12 protein-coding genes and 1 pseudogene are annotated in these 23,451 nt (G+C 45.2%); 11 read left to right on the forward strand and 2 right to left on the reverse strand.

Features of this window, described 5'->3' with window-relative positions; translation table 11 throughout:
- The first annotated feature begins 34 nt into the window (after positions 1 to 34).
- The 5 genes and pseudogenes from DW205_RS16565 (at position 35) to DW205_RS16580 (ending at position 9,863) form a co-directional block, all read left to right on the forward strand.
- A complete protein-coding gene (locus DW205_RS16565; RefSeq protein WP_005866392.1) occupies positions 35 to 2,359 on the forward strand; it encodes an FtsX-like permease family protein in 2,325 nt (774 codons plus the stop codon).
- Between the two features lie 25 nt (positions 2,360 to 2,384).
- Positions 2,385 to 4,727: an ABC transporter permease gene (locus tag DW205_RS16570; RefSeq protein WP_005866394.1), complete on the forward strand. Its 2,343-nt coding sequence runs from the start codon at positions 2,385 to 2,387 to the stop codon at positions 4,725 to 4,727.
- Between the two features lie 199 nt (positions 4,728 to 4,926).
- Positions 4,927 to 5,010: pseudogene (locus DW205_RS22325) on the forward strand (ABC transporter ATP-binding protein); the annotation flags it as partial.
- Between the two features lie 82 nt (positions 5,011 to 5,092).
- Entirely contained in the window at positions 5,093 to 7,477 is a 2,385-nt protein-coding gene (locus DW205_RS16575) for an ABC transporter permease (RefSeq protein WP_005866398.1), read from the forward strand.
- A 19-nt stretch (positions 7,478 to 7,496) separates the two neighbouring features.
- A complete protein-coding gene (locus DW205_RS16580; protein ID WP_005866400.1) occupies positions 7,497 to 9,863 on the forward strand; it encodes an ABC transporter permease in 2,367 nt (788 codons plus the stop codon).
- Here DW205_RS16580 and DW205_RS16585 read toward each other — a convergent pair.
- Both DW205_RS16585 and DW205_RS16590 read right to left on the reverse strand, forming a co-directional pair.
- Positions 9,850 to 11,196, reverse strand: a complete 1,347-nt coding sequence (locus DW205_RS16585; RefSeq protein ID WP_005858025.1) for a sodium/glutamate symporter — start codon at positions 11,194 to 11,196, stop codon at positions 9,850 to 9,852. The genes DW205_RS16580 and DW205_RS16585 overlap by 14 nt on opposite strands.
- Positions 11,197 to 11,283: 87 nt before the next feature.
- Positions 11,284 to 12,174 carry an AraC family transcriptional regulator gene (locus tag DW205_RS16590; RefSeq protein WP_005866402.1) on the reverse strand — a complete coding sequence of 297 codons (891 nt, stop codon included), beginning with the start codon at positions 12,172 to 12,174 and terminating at the stop codon, positions 11,284 to 11,286.
- Between the two features lie 102 nt (positions 12,175 to 12,276).
- Between DW205_RS16590 and DW205_RS16595 the strand changes: the two genes are divergently transcribed.
- From DW205_RS16595 to DW205_RS16620, 6 genes are all read left to right on the forward strand, one after another.
- Positions 12,277 to 13,578: a hypothetical protein gene (locus tag DW205_RS16595; protein ID WP_005866404.1), complete on the forward strand. Its 1,302-nt coding sequence runs from the start codon at positions 12,277 to 12,279 to the stop codon at positions 13,576 to 13,578.
- A 32-nt stretch (positions 13,579 to 13,610) separates the two neighbouring features.
- Positions 13,611 to 15,356, forward strand: a complete 1,746-nt coding sequence (locus DW205_RS16600; protein ID WP_005866406.1) for a class I mannose-6-phosphate isomerase — start codon at positions 13,611 to 13,613, stop codon at positions 15,354 to 15,356.
- Between the two features lie 124 nt (positions 15,357 to 15,480).
- Positions 15,481 to 16,584, forward strand: coding sequence for an ROK family protein (locus DW205_RS16605; protein ID WP_005866408.1), 1,104 nt, complete (start codon positions 15,481 to 15,483; stop codon positions 16,582 to 16,584).
- Positions 16,581 to 18,950 (forward strand): GH92 family glycosyl hydrolase, encoded by a 2,370-nt coding sequence (locus DW205_RS16610; RefSeq protein ID WP_005866410.1) that lies wholly within the window; start codon positions 16,581 to 16,583, stop codon positions 18,948 to 18,950. The genes DW205_RS16605 and DW205_RS16610 overlap by 4 nt, the downstream gene beginning before the upstream one ends.
- Complete coding sequence (locus tag DW205_RS16615; protein WP_005866412.1) at positions 18,940 to 20,082, forward strand: sugar MFS transporter; 1,143 nt, start codon at positions 18,940 to 18,942, stop codon at positions 20,080 to 20,082. The genes DW205_RS16610 and DW205_RS16615 overlap by 11 nt, the downstream gene beginning before the upstream one ends.
- A gap of 1 nt (position 20,083) precedes the next feature.
- The gene (locus DW205_RS16620) at positions 20,084 to 22,972 is read left to right on the forward strand and encodes a hypothetical protein (protein ID WP_005866414.1); all 2,889 of its coding nucleotides are present in this window, start codon (positions 20,084 to 20,086) and stop codon (positions 22,970 to 22,972) included.
- Positions 22,973 to 23,451: the final 479 nt, after the last annotated feature.

The raw sequence follows: 23,451 nt of genomic DNA on the forward strand, positions 1-23,451 counted from the left end.
CGGTTAGCTTTCAATTTAACTTAAATACAAATCGATGAGACAGCTATATTATACAATCCGTTATTTACTTCGAGGCCGAGGGGGAAATGTGATCAAGGTTCTGTCCTTGACACTAGGACTTGGAGTGGGATTGATCCTGTTCGCTAGGGTCGCTTTTGAATTGAGCTTCGATACATTCTTTGACCAAGTGGAAGATTTGTATAGCGTGCATGTGCGATACAATGATGATAAAACGGGAGAGGAAGATGGGTCTCGTATCCTATTTGCCCCGATCCCGGAGGCTTTGCGGCAAGAGTTCCCCGAGATACAGTACGCGACGGTTTGCCGGAGAAGATACGGAGCCGTATTGTATCATGGTGAGGATCGGTTCAAGCCCCGTTTGATGATGGCGGATTCCCTCTTTTTCCGTACGATGGGAATCAAGGTGCTAAGAGGGGATGACCGTTTGTTAGGAATCGAAGATCAAGTTTTCTTATCGGAAAAAATGGCTGAACGTATATTTGGCAAGGAAGATCCGATCGGGAAACAACTGCTGTACGGAAAAAACTATCCTTATACGGTGGCCGGGATATTCCGTGACATACCGGAAAATAGTCATTTACGTTTTGACGCTGTCGCTTCTTTCATTAATATGAAAACCCAGTTCGGTGCCTATGCCGGTTGGGGTGCCGACGATAGTTATCTGGGCTATATCCGCCTGAAACCGGGTGTGTTCCCGGAACAAATCAATCAGAAAATACCGGCTTTATTGCCTAAATATATAGATGTAGAAAGAGAGAGGAAACAAGGTTTTGATATGGAGCTTTATATCAAACCGGTCTCGGAGATATATACGCAAAGTACCGAGGTGAAGCGGATGGTGGTGATCATGAGCGTACTGGCTTTCGCTTTGTTATTCGTGGCGGCGATGAATTATATCTTGAACTCGGTATCTTCTCTGCCGATCCGGGCGAGATCCGTAGGAGTACACAAATGTAATGGAGCTTCCTGCAAGGACATTTTCAATATGTTCTTGTTTGAGACGGCGGCTTTATTTGTAGTGGCTCTTGTATGTATGGCATTGCTTTTATTCGCTTTCCGGGAATATGTAGCGGATATGGCGGCTGTTCCTACTTTGGGCACTTTATTGAATGCGCAGACTATATGGCTTCCTGCGATCATGATCTTGGCTATATTCATTTTGTCCGCCTTGCTACCGGCCCGTTTGTTCAGCGTTATCCCGGTTACCCAAGTATTCCGGGTATCTACTTCGGGTAAGCAGGGATGGAAGCGGAGTTTGCTTTTTATCCAGTTTGGGGGAATAGCGTTTGTCATTACATTATTGGTGATCGTGTTATTGCAATATGATCGGCTAATGAATAATGATTTAGGATATGATCCGGAAAATATAGTGTATGCCCCCTTGAATAATATGGATGATCCGAAAACGGCCAAACTTACCGCCGAGTTCAAGAAGTTACCTTATGTCATGGCTACGGGGCTTTCGTCCATGGACATTCTAAGTGGTTATGGTGGTTTCCCTATTCTGGATAATGAGAAAAACTGGCTGTTCACGGCCCGTCAGGTAAACTATAACGCCGATTATCTCTCTCTGATGAAAATCCCCTTGCTTGAGGGGCAACCACTAAAAGGTGACGGGGATATTTTAGTGAATGAGTCATTCGTGAGTAAACGTGGGTGGACGGATGCTGCGATCGGTAAATATATTTATGATGATGAGGGTAATTTAAAAGGAAAAATAGTGGGTGTAACCCGTGATTTCATGGTGAATTCCTTCTTCACTCCCCAGTTACCGGTCATCATGTTTGGTTGTGACCGGATGAGTTATTGTAACTTTACGGTTCGTGTCTCCGAGCTAACTCCGGAATATTTACGGGAAATGAATGATAAGATAGCGGAACTATTTCCGAATGAGGATGTCGGTTTTACGGTGCTGAAAACGATCATAGAGTCTCAGTATGAGGGAACCCGTCATTTCCGTGACGGCGTCTTTGTTGCCTCGATCGCTATCTTGCTGATCACCTTAATGGGATTATTAGGGTATATTACGGACGAGATGCACCGTAGGAGCAAGGAGATAGCGATTCGCAAGGTGAATGGAGCGACGGCCCCGAATATTTTACGTCTTTTATCTAAGGATGTTTTGATCACGGCTTTCCCGGCTATCCTTTTAGGAGTGATAGCCTCACGAGTCGTGGGAGAGAGCTGGTTGAGGCAATTCGCGGATAAGATACCGCTGACTGTTTTTATTTTCATATCTACGGCTCTACTGGTTCTAGCGATCATTTGGGGATGCGTGATCCTGAAATCTTGGAATATCGCCAATGAGAATCCGGTCCGTAGCATTAAGAACGAATAATATAACAGGTAATATAAAATTACGTATGAAAACTATTTTGAGGAATCTCTTGAGTGTATTGCGCCGTTTCAAGATGGCGATGCTATTAAATGTATTAGGACTTTCGATTGCTTTTGCTGCCTTCATCTTAATTATGATGCAAGTCGAGTATGACCGGAATTTTGACCGGGGGTATACAGATACGGAATCAATATTCCGGGTGGAAATAATACAGAACGATGGCGATGGGCAAGCGATTGTCTGCCGTCCGTTGGCAGATGCCTTCATTCAATCTTCTCCACATATTGTCGCAGGGACATTGGTAAATTCATGGGATGGTGCATTATTTTTCTCTGTGGAAGAGAATGGCGAACGGAATAGTTTCAGGGAACAATACTTAAATGTTTATCCAGATTTTACAAAGGTGTTTGATTTTGATTTCTTAGAAGGGAATCAATCGGCCTTGGAGGAACCGACCAGTGTTTTGCTACCGCAAAGCATGGCTTATAAATTATTTGGAAACGGATCGGCTGTTGGTAAACAGTTGTTATTTGAGAATGGTGATAGGTTGATAGTTGGAGGTGTATATAAAGATTTTCCCCGTAATTCGTCTGTACAAAACTGTATTTACCAGAGGATGGATCCGAGGGAAAATATTCAAGAATGGGGAAACTGGAGTTATGTATTTTATGTTCGGTTAGATGATCCAAAGAACGCTGAAGGGCTGTTTGAGAATTTTGCGGCTCATTTTGATCCTACTCCCGTGAAAGAACATTGGGGCGGGTATCATATTCGTTTGAACCCACTGCCTGATGTTCATTATACAACGGGTATTCAATATGATACGACTCCTAAATCCAGTAAGCAAACTTTGTTGGTGTTGTTTGCGATCGCTATCGTGATCGTAGTGATCGCTGGCATCAATTTTACGAACTTTAGCACGGCGCTTACTCCAATGCGTATCAAGAGCATTAATACGCAGAAAGTATTGGGTGGCGAAGAGTCTGTGATCCGTCTGGCTTTGATATTAGAGGCCATGTTTATTAGTGTTTTCTCTTATTTTATAGGGCTGCTCTTGGTGTATATGACGGGAAAGACAAGTATCGCATCCTTGATTGATGCGGATATTACGTTGTCGGCACATTGGGGGCTAGTATGGTTAACCGCCCTTATCGCTATAGCGACTGGTATTTTTTCTGGTATCTATCCATCTTATTATATGACCTCTTTCCCTCCGGCTTTGGTATTGAAAGGAAGTTTCGGTCTATCCCCGAAAGGTCGCCAATTACGTAACGTGCTGATCGGTATACAATTTGTAGCTTCATTTGGTCTGATAATCGGTGCTACATTCATGTATTTGCAGAATTATTATATGCAAAACACCCCTCTCGGTTATGATAAGGAAGAGATAATTATTACGAATATGAATAACAACATCCGGAAAAGTCGGGATGCTTTCGCCAGCCAAGTGAAATCTTTCTCCGGTATCGAAGAGGTTACATATGCGGAGATGCTCCTTTCTAGTCAGGACCAATACATGGGATGGGGACGTAAATACCGGGATAAGGATATACAATTCCAATGTCTACCGGTTGAATCTTCTTTTTTGAAGGTGATGAATGTGAAAATATCGGAAGGTCGTGATTTCCGGGAGGAAGATAAGGCGAAACGTTATGGCACGTTTGTCTTTAACGAACGTGCCCGGACAGAATATGGGCTGGAGATAGGATCTTTAATAGATAGTATGGAGATTGTCGGTTTTATGCCGGATGTTAAATTCGCCTCTTTCCGTACGGAGGTAACGCCTATGGCCTTTTTTGTATGGGGTACTAATAATTGGGGAAACCAACCTAATTACGCTTATATAAAGGTAAAGGCCGGCTCTGACTTACGGGGGGCTATGCAACATGTCAAGACTACGCTTCAATCATTTGATCCGGAATATCCGTTTAATGTCCGTTTCTTCGATGAGGTATTGAACGGACTTTATGAGAAAGAGAGAAGCCTCAGTTCATTGATTACCTTATTTAGTTTAATCGCGATCTTTATCTCGGTGGTAGGGGTATTCGGTTTGGTCGTATTCGATAGTGAGTACCGGAAGAAAGAGATCGGTATCCGTAAGGTATTAGGCTCTACTACCGAGGAGATTATCGTGATGTTTAACAAAACATACATACGAATCTTATGTGTTTGTTTTGTTTTGGGGGCGCCGATCGCCGGTTACGTGGTACATCGATGGCTTGAGAATTTCGCTTATAAGACTCCTATGTATTGGTGGGTGTATTTGATCGCTTTTGCTATCATAGCGGTTATCACGATATTGACTGTCACTTTCCAGAACTGGCGTGCGGCGAATGAGAATCCAGTACATAGTATTAAGAATGAATAGAAGATTTTTGTAGAATCAGATTGCTGCTTTCATAGAAAAGCATGTGTCCAATAATTGTACAATGGTGTCCAATTATTGGACACTTCTGTTTTATGAATTGAGAATTAATTTATTGAGTATTAGTTTAATATGTAGTTTGGCACGTTATTTGAATATTATTAGATGGATTTGAGTATAATAAATTAAAACAAATACAGCCATGATTAAGATCGAAGGTTTAAGTAAGTTTTTCCGTACGGAAGAGGTTGAGACAATTGCGTTGAACAAGGTTTCTTTGAATATCTTGAAACGAATGAATATCAGCCATCTTATTTAAGGAATACTCTTTTTGGGTCGATTTTAGTATCAATAAAATAGAGCAAGTTATGAAAACAATCATACGCAATTTCATCAATGTATTAATACGTTTCAAGGTAGCTACCATTTTGAATGTAGCGGGATTGGCGGTCGCTTTCGCCGCGTTTTTAATTATCATGATGCAAGTAAGCTTTGAGCGTAACTTCGATCGTTGTCATCCGGACTCGACCCGGATTTATCGGATGGGACTTTCTTTCCCGGATGGAGCAAGCATGATCCATTGCCGCCCGTTGATAGAGGCGTTTATCCACTCTTCCCCGCATATTGAGGCTGGTACGTTAATCAATCCGTATATAGGAGAGATGTATGTGACTGTTACAAGAAAAGAAGGAAAGCAAGGTTTTAAGGAGACGATCATAACTTGCCATCCGGAGATTACCCGGATGTTTCAGTTTACGATGTGTGAAGGAGAATCTTCTTGCTTGTCGGAACCGGAAAAAGCCTTGATGCCCGAAAGTATGGCTCACCGATTATTTGGAAAGGAATCGGCAATTGGAAAGCAGATCGTTCCCGATGGTGGGATCTGGACGAAACCGGGTGTGAAATATTTGGTCGTAGGAGGTGTTTATAAGGATTTCCCGGAAAACACACAGTTGAAAAACGTGATTTATACAGAGATGTCTCCGGATTACGCACTGACGAATTGGATAAGTAGTAACTATTTCTGTTACGTGATGCTAGATCCTTCTGCTTCCCCGAAAGAAGTAGCTGAGAATTTTGATGCCCATTTTGACTATTCGAAGCAATATGGGGATATGGCGAAAGATATACATGTCGAGCTGGTCCCCCTAACCGATATTTATTATATGAACGAGGATTCCAGCGGAAGTTTAGTGAAAAGCGGTAGCGCGGAGAAAGCCCGGTTACTGATGCTGATCGCTTTTCTGGTGATTATTGTGGCGGGTATCAACTTCACGAATTTTAGTACCTCTTTGGCGCCTTTGCGCATCAAGAGTATCAACACGCAAAAAGTTCTGGGGAGTTCTGCTGGCATATTACGTGCTTCCCTGTTATTTGAAGCCGTGGGTATTAGTTTGCTTGCTTTCCTTTGTTCTTTGTTTATCGTTTGGGGATTAGGACATATGGGATGGCTGTATTTTGTGCAAGCGGATACGACATTGACTGCTTACCCCGGTTTAGTAGGTGGCTTAGCTGTATTATCTGTTATAATAGGTCTTATTGCGGGGATCTATCCATCTTTATATATGACTTCTTTCCCTCCGGCATTAGTATTGAAAGGCTCTTTCGGGCTTTCTTCCTCTGGGAAGAAGTTGCGTACGGCATTGATCGGTTTTCAGTTTATCGTTTCTATCGTATTGATTATATCAGCCATGTTCGTTCGTCAACAAAATAGGTTTATGCAAAAATATTCTTTGGGTTTCGACAAAGATCAGGTAGTAGTTGTCGAGCTGAACCGGAATATTATGCATGACCATAAGGATAGTTACGTGGGTGGATTGAAAGAATATCCGGGAATAGAGGATGTGGCGTTCTGTTCCCAGAAGTTTGGATCGGAGGATAGCTATCGTACGTGGGGAGGTGTATATAAAGAGCAGAGTGTTAATTTCACTTCTCTTTCTGTTTCTTGGAATTTCTTCAAAGTAATGGGTATTCCATTGATTGGGGGGCGGATGCCTACCGAGTCTGATGAGAGAGGTAACAACTATAGTTATGTATTCAATAGACAAATGCGGGATAAATGGAACATGGAACCGAATGATATCATGCGGATTCCATGGCTTGAGGAGGAATCGGCCGATGGTTCCGTCATCGGATTTGTAGATGATGTTAAATTTACTTCCTTGCGACAAAGCGTCTCCGAATTAGGTTTTGTTATTAATGAACCTCGTTTGATGCTTTATTCTTTTATTCGTGTGAAAGCGGGAAGCGATATCATGGGCGTGGTGGATCATATCCGTAAGACAGTAGCCCACTTAGATCCCACATATCCTTGTGAGGTGGAATTTTATGATGAGATTTTCGATCATTTATATCATCAAGAACGGAATTTAAGTACGATGATTTTATTGTTTAGCCTGTTGGCTGTGATTATCTCTATTGTCGGTATATTCGGCCTCGTTATATTCGAGACCCAGTATCGCCGGAAAGAGATCGGTATTCGTAAGGTATTCGGGGCCACGGTTCATGAGATCTTGGTTATGTTCAATAAGATTTATTTCCGTATTGTCTGCGTTTGCTTTATCATAGCGGCTCCTTTGGCTTATTATGGCGTACGGAAATGGTTAGAGGGTTTTGCTTATAAAACTCCTATTTATTGGTGGATATTTGCATTCGCTCTATTAATTGTCTCCTTAATAACGATGTTTACGGTAACTTTCCAAAACTGGCGTGCGGCGAACGCGAATCCGGTGGATAGCATTAAAACGGAATAATAAATGAAACTATAATAAAATGAAAACGATTATTCGAAACTTTCTAAGTGTGTTGAGGCGGTTTAAAATGGCGACCGCATTGAACGTAGCCGGTCTTGCGGTTGCTTTCGCCGCTTTTATCGTGATTTTGATACAGATTAATTTTGAGCGGACTTTTGACCGTTGCCATCCTACGTCCGGGCGGATTTTTAGGGTGGACTTGACCATTCCGGGTACTTTCGGGACAATATTACCCCGTGCCTTTGTGGAGGCTGTCATCCAATCTTCCCCGCATATAGAGGCGGGTACATTGTTGACTCCTTCTTTTGGCCAAAATGGTGTTTATCTCTCGGTGGATAGAAACGGGCAACCGTTTGGGTTTAAGGAAATCGTGACAACCTGCCACGCTAGTTTACCGAAGATATTCGCGTTCCCGATCGTGGAAGGCGATATCGATTGCTTGAAAGATCCCGAGAAAGTAATGGTACCCCGAAGCTTGGCTGACAAGTTGTTTGGGGAAGACATCTCCGCGGTTGGTAAGACGTTGCGAGCGGAAGAAAATATCTGGACTAAATCGGCTAAACTCTTTACGATTGGTGCGGTTTATAAGGATTTCCCGGAGAACACGCAGCTTCGGAACGTGGTCTATACGGCGATCGATCCGGATTATAATATCAATAATTTTAGCTCAAGTAACTGGGTTTGTTATTTATTGCTTGATAATCCTGCCATGGCAGATGAGGTTGCCGATAATTTCAACCGTCATTTTGATTTCAAGAAGATTTACCATGAAGGAGAACAGATCCGGCTCGTTCCGCTGACTGATATTTATTATATGAATGAGACGCAAGACGGTGGTACATTCCGGAGCGGAAACAAGGAAGTCACGGCCTTATTGTTCGGTATAGCTCTTCTGATCGTCATTGTCGCGGCTATTAACTTCACGAACTTTAGCACTTCTCTGACTCCGTTGCGAATCAAAAGTATCAATACGCAGAAGGTATTGGGTAGTTCGGATACTTTGTTGCGCAGATCTTTATTGATAGAGGCAGCCCTTATTAGTTTTATAGCATGGCTGGTAAGTCTCGTTATCGTTTGGGGATTGGATTGGGCGGAAGCGCTACCTTTTATCGAGGCCGATTTGAGTTTGGTCTCAAATCTTCCGATCGTTTTCTTGTGTGGCATCGTAGCGTTGGTTATCGGTTGGCTGGCGGGTATTTATCCTGCTTATTATATAACTTCTTTTCCTCCGGCCTTGGTGCTGAAGGGCAGCTTCGGGTTATCTCCTTCCGGGCGTAAGTTACGTACGACATTGATTTGTGTCCAGTTCGTTGTTTCGATCGTGTTGATTATCGGGGCTTGCTTTGTACAAATCCAGAATAGTTATATGCGGAATTTCTCTTTAGGATTCGATAAGGATCAGGTAGCTATCGTGGAGCTGAATGAGACAATGTACAATAAGCATCACGATACATATGTGAATCGCTTGAAAGAGAATCCGGGGATCGAGGATGTAGCTTTCGCTATGGAGAAAGTGGGCTCTAAGGACGGGTATAACACGAATGGCGGTAGTTATAAGGGCAAGGACTTTCAGTATTTCATAATTATAGCATCTTCCAATTTCTTGCGGGTGATGGGGATTCCGGTTATAGAAGGGAGAGATTTCTCAAAGGCGGACGAACTTTCGGATCATGTGTCTTATATATTCAATCGTACGGCGATGGAGGGGTTGGATATGCAAGTGGGTGACGCGTTCGATAGCTATTCTTCCGGTCATCTTATCGGTTTCTCCGACGATGTGAAATTCACCTCGCTTCGTGGTGGAGAGGATAATATCGCTTTCTTGGTCGGAAACTTTGGTTATTCTTTGCCAATCTCTTATATCCGCTTGAAAGCCGGATCGGACATTCATGCCGTAGTAGGACACATCCAGGAGACGATGAGAGAATTAGACCCTTCCTATCCGTTCAATATCGAGTTCTATGATGAGATCTTTAATCATCTTTACCGGAAAGAGGAGAACCTGCGCGATCTGGTTACGGTCTTTAGTTTACTGGCGATTATTATCTCTTTGGTCGGGGTATTTGGCTTAGTGGTGTTCGAGACTCAATACCGCCGTAAGGAAATAGGTATCCGCAAGGTACATGGAGCTACGGTAGGGGAGATCCTGCTGATGTTTAATAAGGCCTATCTGAGGATTGTAGGTATTTGCTTCGTGATAGCGGCGCCGATCGCTTGGCAGGGCGCGAAGATGTGGCTCGAGGGTTTCGCTTATAAGACTCCGCTTCATTGGTGGGTATTCTTAATCGCCTTATTGATCGTAACCGTAATCACATTATTGACCGTAAGCTTCCAGAACTGGAAAGCGGCGAACGAGAACCCGGTAAATAGTATCAAGAGCGAGTAATCCACCATCCCATCTTCCACGCCAGTAGCAAGATCAGTAGGGAAAGGACCAAGCAGGCTAATAGCAACCAAACTCCCAATCCGTTGACGAAAAGGATGGGGACGAAGGTGATCAATAAGATCTCTATGGGAGCGATAGGCAGGTAAGCCATCGCGTAATCATCCATCGCTTTGCTGGAAAGTTTCGGATCGACGATCCGCAGCAAGGCGATGCCCATGGCCATCGTGCCGGTCCACCATCCCCAAGCGAAAATCATGCGCTCGAACCAAAAGGTCTTGGCTAATCTTCTTCCTAAGAAGAATGTTATGCACCAGACGATCGCCACGCCCGCTATGATGAGTACGATAAGCGGCAAGGCATATTTTACGATCACCCCTAGCTTGATAGACGCTACACCGCAAGCTACCAACATATCCGTGAAGGAACTGCTCAGCCTCTGGGTCGTCTGCGGGCAGATATATCTGGATATGGTTGTCGCGTCGAAGAATTTCTTTAATACTAATCCAATGATAAAGGCACAACTGAAAACAGGTAACTCCAATACCGGATAATACACCTTTACGGTTTGGCTAACCATATATCCCAAAAAAGCCACGACAAATACCAAAGCCACATGGAAAGTCAGCGTATCGATGGATATGGAGGAAGTAGTAGCCTCTCCGATGGAATCCCGCTTATCCTCTGGCAGCAACCCACTTCTCAGCTCGTCCGGTAGATCGTCGAAATCCGAGATAAAAGCGGTTTGTTTATGCTTGGCCGCCCATTTGACCATCAGTAAACCTCCGATGATCGAGCAAATAACCCCCACGGTAGCGGTTGTCATGCCTAAACTGCGAGCCTCGTCCCAGCCCAATCCCTCGAACGCGGACCCGATAGCGGCGGCCGTGCCGTGTCCGCCATAAAAGCCTGTCGGCAGCATAATGCCGAAAGCGTCATTCAGGTCCGGCCAGATCAGCTTGATCACGTACAATCCGAACAAGCCTACTAATGCCCATTGCAATAACATACCCACCTGAGCGTACGCCCACATCGGCCCGACTCGTTTCGCTACTTCTTTCATGGAGACGTTCGGGGAAGATAAAGGCAACGCGCCGAACACCAAGGCGATAAGGATAGCCGCATAAGTACCTAAGTCATTGGAAAGCGGAATCCACCCCAGTCCATTAGGTCCGAACGCCAGTCCTAGCAAGCCCGCGATCAAGCTGGGTGGGATGAATAATTGTTGTATCAGTTTTACCTTGACTCGTATGAATTTGCCAACCAATAGAAGTATCGAAATGAATCCAAGATCCGTAAAGAGAGTCCAAGGGGTGAACTGTGTTAGGTCTATCATAGTAACTACTTACTTTATGTTCGTTTAAATATCTATTGTACAAATATATTTTATTCTCATGAGAAATACTAGAAATCCAAACGAATTCTATATCTCCATCTCCTTTTTACGATAAACGGAAGGAGAGCAACCCATAACTTTCGTAAACGTACGCGAGAAGTAGGCGGCATCCTCGAATCCCAGATGCGTGGCGATCTCATTCAACTTCATATTCGTTAGCTCGATATATTCACAAGCCTTCTGTATTTTCAAGCGTATGAAGTAATTCATGGGCGAGACCCCGGTCTCGCCAAAGAAGAGAGCCGAGAAGTGAGAAGGGGAATATTTGAAATAAGACGCTAATTCCTTCAAGGTAAGATTCTGCTGGATGTTCTCACGCATATAATGAATAACCCGTGCCGTGAACGGATATTCTTTTTGCGAGGGAATCATGATATGGCGGAATTGCTCCAGATAGATGAAAGAGGCCAGAAAATTGTAAAGGCACATGGAGGAATAAATCATATATTCTTTAATATATCCCATGGAGAAACTGCTATATATCTCCTCAAACAGCCGTAACCGATCTTGTAAACGGGAATATTCATTCGGCGAAATAGTGACCGGAACCGGATGCGACGGCAGGAATTGATCGCGAAGCTTCCCTTGGAAGTGTAACCAGTAAATAGTCCATGGATCTCCCTCGTCTGCCCCGAATGAGTAGGGGATACCGGGAGGGATGATGATATATTGGTATTTCTCCACGGTATATTGTTTACCGAGGATACGATACCATCCTTTTCCCTCCGTACAATAAATAAGCATGGCGTAGTCACAGCCATGTTCTTTTTGGAGAAAATGATATTTAACACGTGGGAAGAAACCGATCTTGCGTACATATAAATTATTGATGAGCGGTTCCCTCCGGTAGCTTGCCAATAGTTCCTCGGGTAAAGAAACGAGCCGTTCTCCCTTAAATCCTTCTTTTATCTTGACCATGATCTATAAATCATAAGATTGTACAAGTAAATCGGAACAAATGTAGTATTCCTTTCTGGATTATTGAAATAATTTTGCCGACATAAATCATAACATAATGCCATGAATAAAATTCTAGTTGTAGTTTCTTTTGTATTTGTATCTTTTTTGTCTTGTACGGGATTAACCGATAGACAGCGATTGGCCAATCAGATATTGTCTGATACGAATTTGTTGAAGGTCGATAGTATGGCTCGTGCTACCATCCGCAATGGTTTTAACGCGGGCAGCGGTTATTCCCAGATATGGGCTCGTGATATGAATACGTTTATAGAGATCGCTTGCGAGGAGAGTGATCCACACGAACTGCGGGAAGCTATCTTATTGTTTTTCGCTCTTCAACAGCCGAATGATGAGATGATCGATGGTTATGTGCTGAAAGAAGATTTTACATGGTATGATGATACGCCTTATTATTCGAATGCCGCCCCGAAACATGTCGCTTTTAAGAATACGGTAGAGACGGACCAAGAGTCTTCCTTGATTCAGATCGCAGGTAAATACATTCGTAAGACGGGTGATCGGGAGATATTGAATGAGAAAGTTGCCGGGAAGACCGTTCTCGAGCGAATGAACGCAATGGTAGATTATCTGATGCGGGAACGATATAATGAGAAATATGGATTGCTTTATGGAGCGATGACCGCTGATTGGGGCGACGTACAGCCGAACGATGATTTCGGATGTGACATGAATGAGCTATCCGATCCGGCCATTGACGTATATGATAACGCTATGTTTCTTATCGCTTTAGATTATTTATTGGAGATGGCTCCCGATTCTCCGCAAGCTCCCCGTTGGAGAAGTTTACGGGAGGGAATCGCCAAGAATGTACGGACTCATTTATGGGACGAGAAGCGACAGAAATTCATTCCTCATATCTATCCTGAGAAATCGCCGATACCGGAAGGATTCGACGAGCTGGCCATTCATTATCATGGTGGGACGGCTGTCGCTATAGAGGCTGGCTTATTAACGGAAGACGAGATACGTACCGTAAATGCCCAGATGCTTGAGAATGTTCGCCTGTCGGGTATGTCGAGTATTGGTCTTACCTTATATCCCGTGTATCCGGATGGTTTTTTCCATGGAGGAATGTCAAAGGCTTATCTGTATCAGAATGGCGGGGATTGGACATGGTTTGGCGGTCGGATGATCCAGCAGCTTGTCGTAAACGGTATGGTTGAGGAGGCTTATGCGGAGATCCATCCGATGATCGAGCGTGTGATCCAAAATAACGGATTCTACGAATGGTATGGTAAAGGAGGTATTCCTAGTGGTTCCGGAAACTTTAAAGGATCGGCCGGAGTGTTATCTAAGGCGATTGAATTATTAAGGGATTGGGCAGAGAAAAATAAGAGTTAAATACAAGCGTGCAATATTAAATATCAAAAGAGATGAGAAAAAGTAATTATGATAAAATGCCGGCCACCGTTGTAGACGGTACCTTGTGGAAAGGCTGGGAATCGATACGGAAGCGATTGGCGGAGATACATGCAGAAACGAATGGATCACAAGTTTGGGTGGTGGAATGCTACCAAGGGGTTCATCACGAGGAGTTGATGCGTGAACTGCAAGCACTCGCGCCCGATCGTTTTATCAATACGCGAGATTTATTTAAATCGGCAGAAGATATAGAGGCGATGACCTATCCTTATCTGACGGATGACCGGTTGTTTGGCCGCCGGGCTCATTTCTCTTATACGGATTTCTTGGATGAGGAGAAGGTGAACGCCTGCCGGGAGTCCTTGCGTGATGAAAAAGGCTGGACAATCGTTTATGGCCACGCCGCCGCCGAGATCGTTCCCGCTCCGGACAAATTGATCTACGCGGATATGGCTCGTTGGGAGATCCAGATGCGTTCCCGTAGAAAAGAGGTGAACGGGCTAGGAGTGGAAAACCGGGAGGAAGCCCCGTCGTACCATTATAAGCGAGGATATTTTATTGATTGGATTGTTTGCGATAATCTGAAGAAGAAAGTCCTTCCCAAGGTCGATTATTGGTTGGATACCCATATCGTCGGAACACCTAAGATGATTTCCGGGGAGATCTTGAAAGAAGGGTTGGAGAAAACGGCGCATACTCCGTTCCGGGTAGTACCTTTCTTCGATCCGGCTCCTTGGGGCGGCCAATGGATGAAAGAGGTCTGTGATCTGGATAAAAAGCAAGATAACTTCGGCTGGTGTTTTGATTGCGTGCCCGAGGAAAATAGTTTATACCTGAAAGTTGCCGGAGAGCTGTTTGAGATCCCTTCCAATGACTTGGTATTCTATAAGACGAGAGACTTGCTGGGCGGGCCGGTCGAGGCTCGTTTCGGACAAGATTTCCCGATCCGTTTCGACTTCTTGGATACGATGGGAGGAGGAAACCTAAGTTTGCAAGTGCATCCGGTCACCCAATATATCCGGGATACGTTCGGGATTTATTATACGCAGGACGAGAGCTACTACCTGCTGGATGCCGAGGAGGACGCTACCGTTTATCTGGGATTGAAAACCGGTGTAAATCCGGACGAGATGATCGCTGCCCTAAACGACTCCCAACAGACCGGAAAGCCTTTCGATACGGAGAAATATGTCAACAAATGGCCTGCCAAACGCCATGATCATTATCTGATCCCCGCCGGAACGGTCCATTGTTCGGGAGCCGGTGCCATGGTGCTGGAGATTAGCGCTACCCCAAGTATCTTTACCTTTAAGCTTTGGGACTGGGGCCGCTTGGGATTGGACGGACTGCCTCGACCGATTAATATCGGCCACGGCTCGAAAGTGATCCAATGGGAGCGGCAAACGGAGTTTGTCCGTCATAACTTGATCAACCAAGTGGAGATGATCGCCGAGGGAGACGGTTGGCGGGAGGAGCGGACCGGCTTGCATGAGAACGAGTTCATCGAGACCCGCCGTCATTGGTTCACGGATATCGTGCCTCACAATACGAATGGAGGGGTGCAAGTGCTGAATGTAATCAAGGGAGATGAGTTGATCGTGGAGAGTCCGACAAACGCTTTTGAACCATTCATCGTTCATTACGCGGAGACTTTTATCATTCCGGCTTGCGTGGGTGAATATACGATCCGCCCGTATGGATCGTCCGTAGGTAAATACTGTGGTACTATAAAAGCTTACGTACGATTTAGGCAATAATCACCGTGCCATAGGCATCGCACAACTGTGCCACCCTTGATGGCACGCCAATGCCAACCCTATGGCACGGCTGTGCCACCACGGTGGCACTGGCGGAACATGGGTAAATAAAGAAAAGGAATATATGATGTATACAAATGACAATAGAATAGTAATGACATTGGATGCGGGAGGAACGAATTTTGTTTTCTCTGCCATCCAAGGAGGAAAAGAGATAGCCGATCCGGTAGTTCTTCCGGCATGCGCGGATTGTTTAGATAAGTGTTTAGGCAATTTGGTAGAGGGTTTTAAGGCAATTCAGGCAGGCTTGCCGGAAACTCCGGTCGCTATCAGTTTCGCTTTTCCCGGTCCGGCAGACTATCAAGCCGGTATCATAGGCGATTTACCCAACTTCCCCTCTTTCCGGGGTGGAGTAGCGTTAGGACCGTTTCTGGAAGATATATTCGGGATACCGGTATTTATCAATAACGATGGGAATTTATTCGCATATGGAGAAGCGTTAACCGGAGCCCTTCCGGATATAAACCGCCGTTTGCGGGAGGCAGGAAGCATGAAGCAATATAAGAACCTGCTGGGAGTCACCTTGGGTACCGGTTTTGGTGCCGGGGTTGTCATTAATCAAAAGCTTCTATTGGGAGATAATGCGGCAGGAGGAGATATCTGGTGTTTTCGGAATAAGAAATATCCGGAGTATATCGTAGAGGAGAGTGTCAGCATACGTGCGGTCATGCGAGTATATGCGGAACGATCCGGTGATACGGGAGTGCATACTCCGAAAGAGATCTTTGAGATTGCCGAGGGTATTTGCCCGGGTAACCGGGAGGCTGCTATTACGGCTTTCTCCGAATTAGGGGAGCTAGCGGGGGATGCGTTGGCGTCTGCCATTACTTTAATCGATGGCATCATCGTGATCGGTGGTGGACTATCGGGGGCTTCTAAATATATTCTCCCTGCTTTGTTGAAAGAATTGAACTCATCTACCGGTATGATGGATGGAAGTCGTTTCGGCCGATTGCAAATGAAAGCTTATCTTTTGGAGGATGCGGAGAGTTTCGCTGATTTCGCTAAAGGAGGAGCTGTCGAGGTACCCATTCCGGGTACCAATCGCAAGGTAGGGTATGATCCTTGTAAACGGATAGGGGTGACCGTAAGTAAACAAGGTGCTAATCGCTCGATCGCTATGGGAGCTTATGTTTTTGCGTTAAACCATCTATCTAAAGGAATATGAGACAAAAATATAGTATAGGACCTGTATGGTTCCTGATGTTTGCGTGTGCTTTCTTCACATCCTGTGTGACACAAGGCAAGAAAGTTCAGCAAGAAGAGCTTAGCCAATATGTAGAACCTCGGATCGGTACGGCGCATTGCCGTTGGTTTCATTTTACCCCGGGAGCGATGCCTTTCGGTATGGCCAAGTCGGCTCCTTCTACGAACGGGCATATCGGGAATAAATCCGGTTGGGAGGCGACCGGTTACGATTATCGGGATCAATCGATCGAGGGTTTCCCCTGCTTGCATGAGTTTCAGATCGGTGGAATCGTACTGATGCCTACGACGGGTCCATTGAAAACAATTCCCGGGGCGGTAGACGACTCGACAGGTATAGGATACCGTTCCCGTTTTGACCGTACGGACGAGATCGCTACCGCCGGTTATTATTCCGTTCTCCTAAAAGATTACTCGATTTGTGCGGAGCTTACCGCTACCCCTCGTGTCGCTATTCAGCGTTATACATTTCCGGCCGGGGAGGATAGCCATATCTTGTTCGATATAGGAAACCGTCAAGGAGAGAGCGGAGCTGTACGGGATGCTGAAATTACTTTTACGGAAGACGGGCATATCGAGGGCTGGGTGATTACCGAGCCTGAATATGTGAGGAAATATCAACCCGGGGCATCGGTTCCTTTGTATTTCTCGGCGGTGCTGGACAAGGTTCCCGTTGGATTTGGCGCTTTCAACGGAGCGGATATCCGTCCGGATGAACGGAAAGCGACGGGCGTGGGGGCCGGACTTTATCTGACATTCCGTACCCAAGATCAAGAGTCGGTAACCGCTAAAGTAGGTCTTTCCTATACATCCGTGGAGAATGCCCGGTTAAATAGGGAGACTGAGGCCGCTACCCTTACGTTTGACGAGGCAAGGGAAATATCTCGCCAAACATGGGAAGAATATTTGGGACGTATCCGGGTAGAGACTCCAGCGCGAGAGGATAAGGTGAAATTCTATACTGGTTTGTATCACGCTTTATTGGGGCGTGGGTTAGCTAGCGATGTGAATGGCGCTTATCCGAGAAATGATGGCTCGGTAGGACAAATCCCTTTGAAAGACGGGAAACCGGTACATAACTTATACAATACCGATGCCGCTTGGGGAGCGCAATGGAATCTGACACAGGTTTGGGCTTTGGCCTATCCGGAATATTATTCGGATTATATAAGTAGCCATTTGTTGGTGTACAAGGACGCCGGCTGGCTGGCGGATGGAATCGCTAATAGCCGTTATGTCTCCGGGGTTGGTACGAATTTATTAAGTACGATTATCGCTGGCGCTTATCAATGTGGCATCCGGGATTTCGATGTGAATACGGCTTATGAGGCTTGCTTGAAGAATGAGTTGGATGGGGAGAATCGTCCGTTGGGCGCGGGAAAGATCGATACCCGTTATTTCGTGGAATATGGTTATGTACCTCATTTGGATAAAGGGGACGGGCCGGACGAGGCTTTCATGTTTTCCGCTTCCCATACCTTGGAATATGCTTATAGTGCGTGGGCCGTGGCCCAATGGGCGAAGCAACTGGGTAAGACGGACGATTATAACCGTTTGATGGACTTATCGAAAGGCTGGGAGCGTATCTATGACCCTTCCTGTAATTTTGTCCGTCCTAAAAAGAAGGATGGTACGTTTATCGAGGACTTCAATCCGATGCAAGTATGGCGCGGATTCCAAGAAGGTAACGCTTGGCAATATACATTCTATGTACCGCACGACGCGAAAGGCTTGGTCGCAAAAGTAGGTGCGGACGTGTTTAACCATCGGTTGGATAGTATCTTCACGGTGTCTCGTAAATTAATCTTTAGCGGAGGCACGGAAGTAGGGGCTTTCGCCGGTTTGCAAACCTTGTATAACCAAGGAAATCAACCTTGTTTGCACATCTCTTGGATGTTCAACGAGGCCGGTCGTCCCTCGCTTACGCAAAAATGGGTGCGGGCGATCTTGAATGAGTTCTATGGTACGGATGGCATCCACGGTTATGGCTACGGACAAGATGAGGATCAAGGCCAGCTCGGGGCTTGGTACGTGATCTCTTCCTTAGGCTTATTCGATATGAAAGGCTTGACGGATCAAGCGCCTTCTTTCGCTTTGGGTAGTCCTTTGTTCGATAAGATTACGATCCGGCTGAATGACCGCTATTATAAAGGGAAGGAATTCGTGATCGAGACTCGTAATAATAGTAAGCAAAATGATTACGTGCAATCCATGGACTTAAACGGGAAACCATTGACGGATACTCGTATTCCTTTCTCGGAGATTGTTCAAGGTGGACATTTGGTTTTAGAAATGGGTAACCAACCAAAAGATCGATATGAGAACTAAAAGTACGAACTCCGCTATATTCCCGATCCTTTTCGGCTTTTTCGTGATGGGATTCGTGGATGTCGTGGGAATTGCCACGAATTATGTGAAGATGGACTTTGGTTTGTCCGATACGTTGGCGAACCTATTGCCCATGATGGTCTTTCTTTGGTTCGCCCTGTTCTCTGTCCCTACCGGTATCTGGATGGGACGGCACGGGCGTAGGAATACGGTGGTCGTAGCCTTGGCTATCACAACCTTGGCGATGCTGATACCTCTATTCTTCTATGACTTTGCTTGTATCTTGTTTGCGTTCGCTTTGCTGGGAATTGGAAATACGATCTTGCAAGTGTCCTTGAATCCGATGGTAGCGCGGGTGGTAAATCCGGATAAAGTAACGAGCGTGCTTACTTTAGGGCAGTTTATTAAGGCGGTATCTTCCTTCTTAGGGCCGATTATTGCAGGTATAGCTTCTTCTTTCTGGGGAGATTGGAAGTTGATATTCATTGTCTATTCGGTGACTACCTTGTTATCTATCATCTGGTTGATAACGACTATTCCGGGTAAAGAGGAAGGAGAGGGGCAAGAAGCCTCGTTCGCCTCTACGTTAGCTTTATGTAAAGATGCTAGGATACGGATGCTTTTCTTGGGGATTCTGTGTATTGTCGGGATCGATGTCGGTCTGAATACGACGATCCCTAAGCTATTGATGGAAAAGTTATCCATGCCGTTGCAAGAGGCTGGATTAGGGAGTAGCCTTTATTTCGCCGCTCGTACCGGAGGTTCTTTCCTGGGGGCTATATTGCTGGCGAGGATCTCGTCACGACCCTTCTTAAGGGGAAGCATGCTTATCGCTATCCTTGCTTTCGTAGGATTGCTTATCTCGGATAGCTTGTGGGGCATGGGCGTTATGATCGTACTGGTTGGCTTGGCTTGCTCGAATGTGTTTTCGATCCTGTTCTCTTTTGCGTTGGAACATCGGCCGGAGCAATCGAACGAGGTCTCGGCCTTGATGATTATGGGTGTATCAGGAGGCGCTTTGATTACGCCTTGTATGGGAGGCATAGCCGATATGTTCGGACAGGTAGCCGGCTTGATGCTATTATTAATATGTATGTTGTATATAGGACTTATATCAATAAAAACACGATAAGATGAAAAAAAGAACTTATTTATCAGCAGGATTGGCTTTGTTGATCGGGACATTGTCGGTTCATGCGTCTCCGGGATTATCGGATGTCAAGAGCCGTGTATTACCGGCGGTTTATAAATCGAAAAACGGACTGACCCAAAAGGTCGAGATCTCCGTAAAACATGAAGGAGAACCTTCTACAGTGACGATCCATTTAGGCGAGCAAAGCCATAAAGAGAAACTGGTGTCCGGGGATAATGTATTCCGAATCGAGATACCCGAGGTTAGCACGACTCGCCAATTACCGTTGACGTTGACAAGTGGGAAAGAGAAAGAGGAAACTACGGTGACCGTAAAACCGGTTCGACATTGGCAGATGAATATGGTGCAACACACCCATACGGATATCGGTTATACCCGTTCCCAAATGGAAATCTTGGCAGAACAGCTTCGATACATTGATTATGCGTTGGATTATTGTGACGCTACGGATAATTATCCGGATTTCGCTAAGTTCCGTTGGACTTGCGAGATCGCTTGGGCGGTTAGCGAATATTTGAAATGTCGTCCTGTGGAACAGATCGCTCGCCTGAAGCAACGGGTAAAAGAGGGCCGTATTGAATTAGCTACGATGTTCTTGAATTTTGACGAATTACCGGATGAGCAGACACTTGCCGCTTCCCTTTATCCGATCAAGCAATTTAGAGAAAATGGGATGCGTGCCGAGGTTGCGATGCAAGACGACGTGAATGGTATCGGTTGGTGTTTCAGCGAGTATTTCGCAGATGCCGGCGTGAAATATGTGAATATGGGAACCCATGGTCATCGAGCGTTGATCTGCTTTGATAAACCTACGGTGTTTTGGTGGGAATCACCTTCTGGGAAGAAGGTCTTGACTTATCGTGCGGAGCATTATCACTATGGTAATTTTTTCGGGATTCATACAGATAACTTTGACCAGTTTGAGGAGCGTGTTTTAACTTATTTAGGTGAAATGGAAGCGAAAAATTATCCGTATGATATATTAGCGGTGCAGCATTCGGGATATCTTACGGATAATGCGCCCCCTTCGACTAAAAGTTGCGAGATGTTACAGAAATGGAATGAGAAGTATGAATGGCCGAAATTACGCACGGCGGTAGCCAGTGAGTTTTTTAAGACGGTAGAGAGCCAATATGCGGATCATATTCAGACTATTCGTGGAGCTTGGCCGGATTGGTGGACGGATGGTTTCGCTTCCGGTGCCCGTGAAGCCGCCATATCTCGTGTGACTCATTCGGATATTATCGCGAATCAAGCCGGATTGTCATTTGCTAAAATGCTAGGCGCTCAATTGCCGAAAGACATCAATGATCGGATTCAGGACATCAACAAAGCTCTTTTGTTCTATGATGAGCATACTTTCGGGCATAGCGAGAGCGTACGTAACGCTTATGGACTGGAAACTTGGGAACAACGCTCCTTGAAACAATCGTATGCGTGGGAAGCCTATCGCCATTCCGGTTTGCTGGGAGAGGCTACTATGGGTATATTACAATCATTCGTGCCTAAAAGCGACGTTCCGTCTATCGCTGTATTCAATACGCTCAACTGGAGTTATAGCGGTATCGCTAAAGCTTATGTCGATCATCAGATTCTTCCGAAAGACAAGGCTTTCGAGATCGTGGATGCGGCTGGCAACGTAATTCCCGCACAAGCTGGCGAAAGCCGTTCCGACGGTACCTATTGGAGCTTTTACGTGAAAGATGTCCCGGCCTTGGGATATGCGCAGTATTATATAAAAGTAAAGGATGCGCCACGTCCGGAAATACAGGGCGCAACGGAATTAAAAGAGACACATGTGGAGAATCCTTGGTATGCCATCGACTTCAATACCCGTAAAGGTACGATTCGTAAATTATATGATAAGGATTTGAACAAACAATTGGTTACGCCGGATGCGGAATGGGAGATGGGAGAGTTTATTTATGAGATTATCGATAGCCGTCATCCGATGGAACAATATCGTGCTCCCCAATTCCTCCGCCGTCGTCCCGAGAAGATGCGTTTCGAGAAATATGAGAAAGGCGATGTTTGGGATACATATCGTTTCCGGGGAGAGACAGTAGCGGGACGTGAGCCGAATAATTTGATGGTGGAATTCCGTGTATTTAACGTAACAAAGAAAATCGAGGTAGTTTATCGCTTGCGTAAAAAAGCGGTAACAGATCCGGAAGCGGTTTATATCGCTTTCCCGTTTGAGGTTGAAGGTGGAAAGATCCATTTGGATGTACCCGGTGGATCGATCGAGGCGGGTGTAGACCAAATCCCGGGTTCCTCTAACGATTGGTACACGGTGCAAAACTTCGCTACGGCTCGTAACGCAGAGTCGCAAGTCGTGATGGGTAGCCAAGAAATACCATTAATGCAATTTGGGGCGATCAATACGGGGCGGTATAAGGCCGGAGCCGTACCTCAGTCCACGAATATGTATTCATGGCCGATGAACAACTATTGGGTAACCAATTTCAATGCGGACCAAATGGGAGAGATGCAATGGAGTTACTTCATCAACTCTTCGAAAGACAACTCTATTGAGTATGCGACTAAGTTCGCTTGGGAAAACCGGATTCCGTTCTTGACCCGTGTTTTGCCTGCCGGAGATAAAAAGGTGGAGCCTCTCCAATCGGCTTCCATTTTCAAGATCGTACCGGAGAACTTGTTGTTGGTAAACATGAGGCCTGTGGAAGGCGAGAACGCTGTTATGCTTCAATTGCGTGAGATAGGCGGGAAGCCCGCTACTTTCTCTGTAGCTTCAGATAAAATTAATTTTGTGAAAACTACGGTTTGTGATGTCGTAGGAGACCCAGTTTCGGGGAATCCGTTGAGTTTTGCTCCGTGGGAGAATAAGTTTATAAAATTATCTTGGTAGCATGGTAAGGGGCGGGGTTTGCCCGCCCTTATCCAGTTTGTCTTATGTTTGTATATTGAATGTTTTGATAGGATTTAATCCCAAATAAATCGGTATTATTCTAAGCAGAAGACTTGTTTGTGTTAGAGTGATGGGTGGAGAGTGTCATGAGAGACTCTGTTTCGGGTAATGCCTTATTGGATTTCAAGCCTTGTGGGAATAAGTCTATGGCGCTTTCTTGGTAGAAATATTGTAGATAATGTGGTTCTTCTTTTATTTATAAAGGAGGGCTAAATTTTTTCATATTATCCAGTCTCTGAATACATTATCTGTTTTTTTCATAGAAGCCATACTAGTGCCATTTTCGCCTAGCCTTGAATCTCAATAAATTTAACATTTGTTTATTGTAACCAATTTAAAGTGTTTTTACTGCTAATATTTGATAGTTAATTATTTATGTGATAGAAAGACGATGATACTATTGTAAGTCCGTACGGAAC

The sequence above is a fragment of the Parabacteroides sp. AM17-47 genome (assembly GCF_003434625.1).
GTDB lineage: Bacteria > Bacteroidota > Bacteroidia > Bacteroidales > Tannerellaceae > Parabacteroides > Parabacteroides distasonis.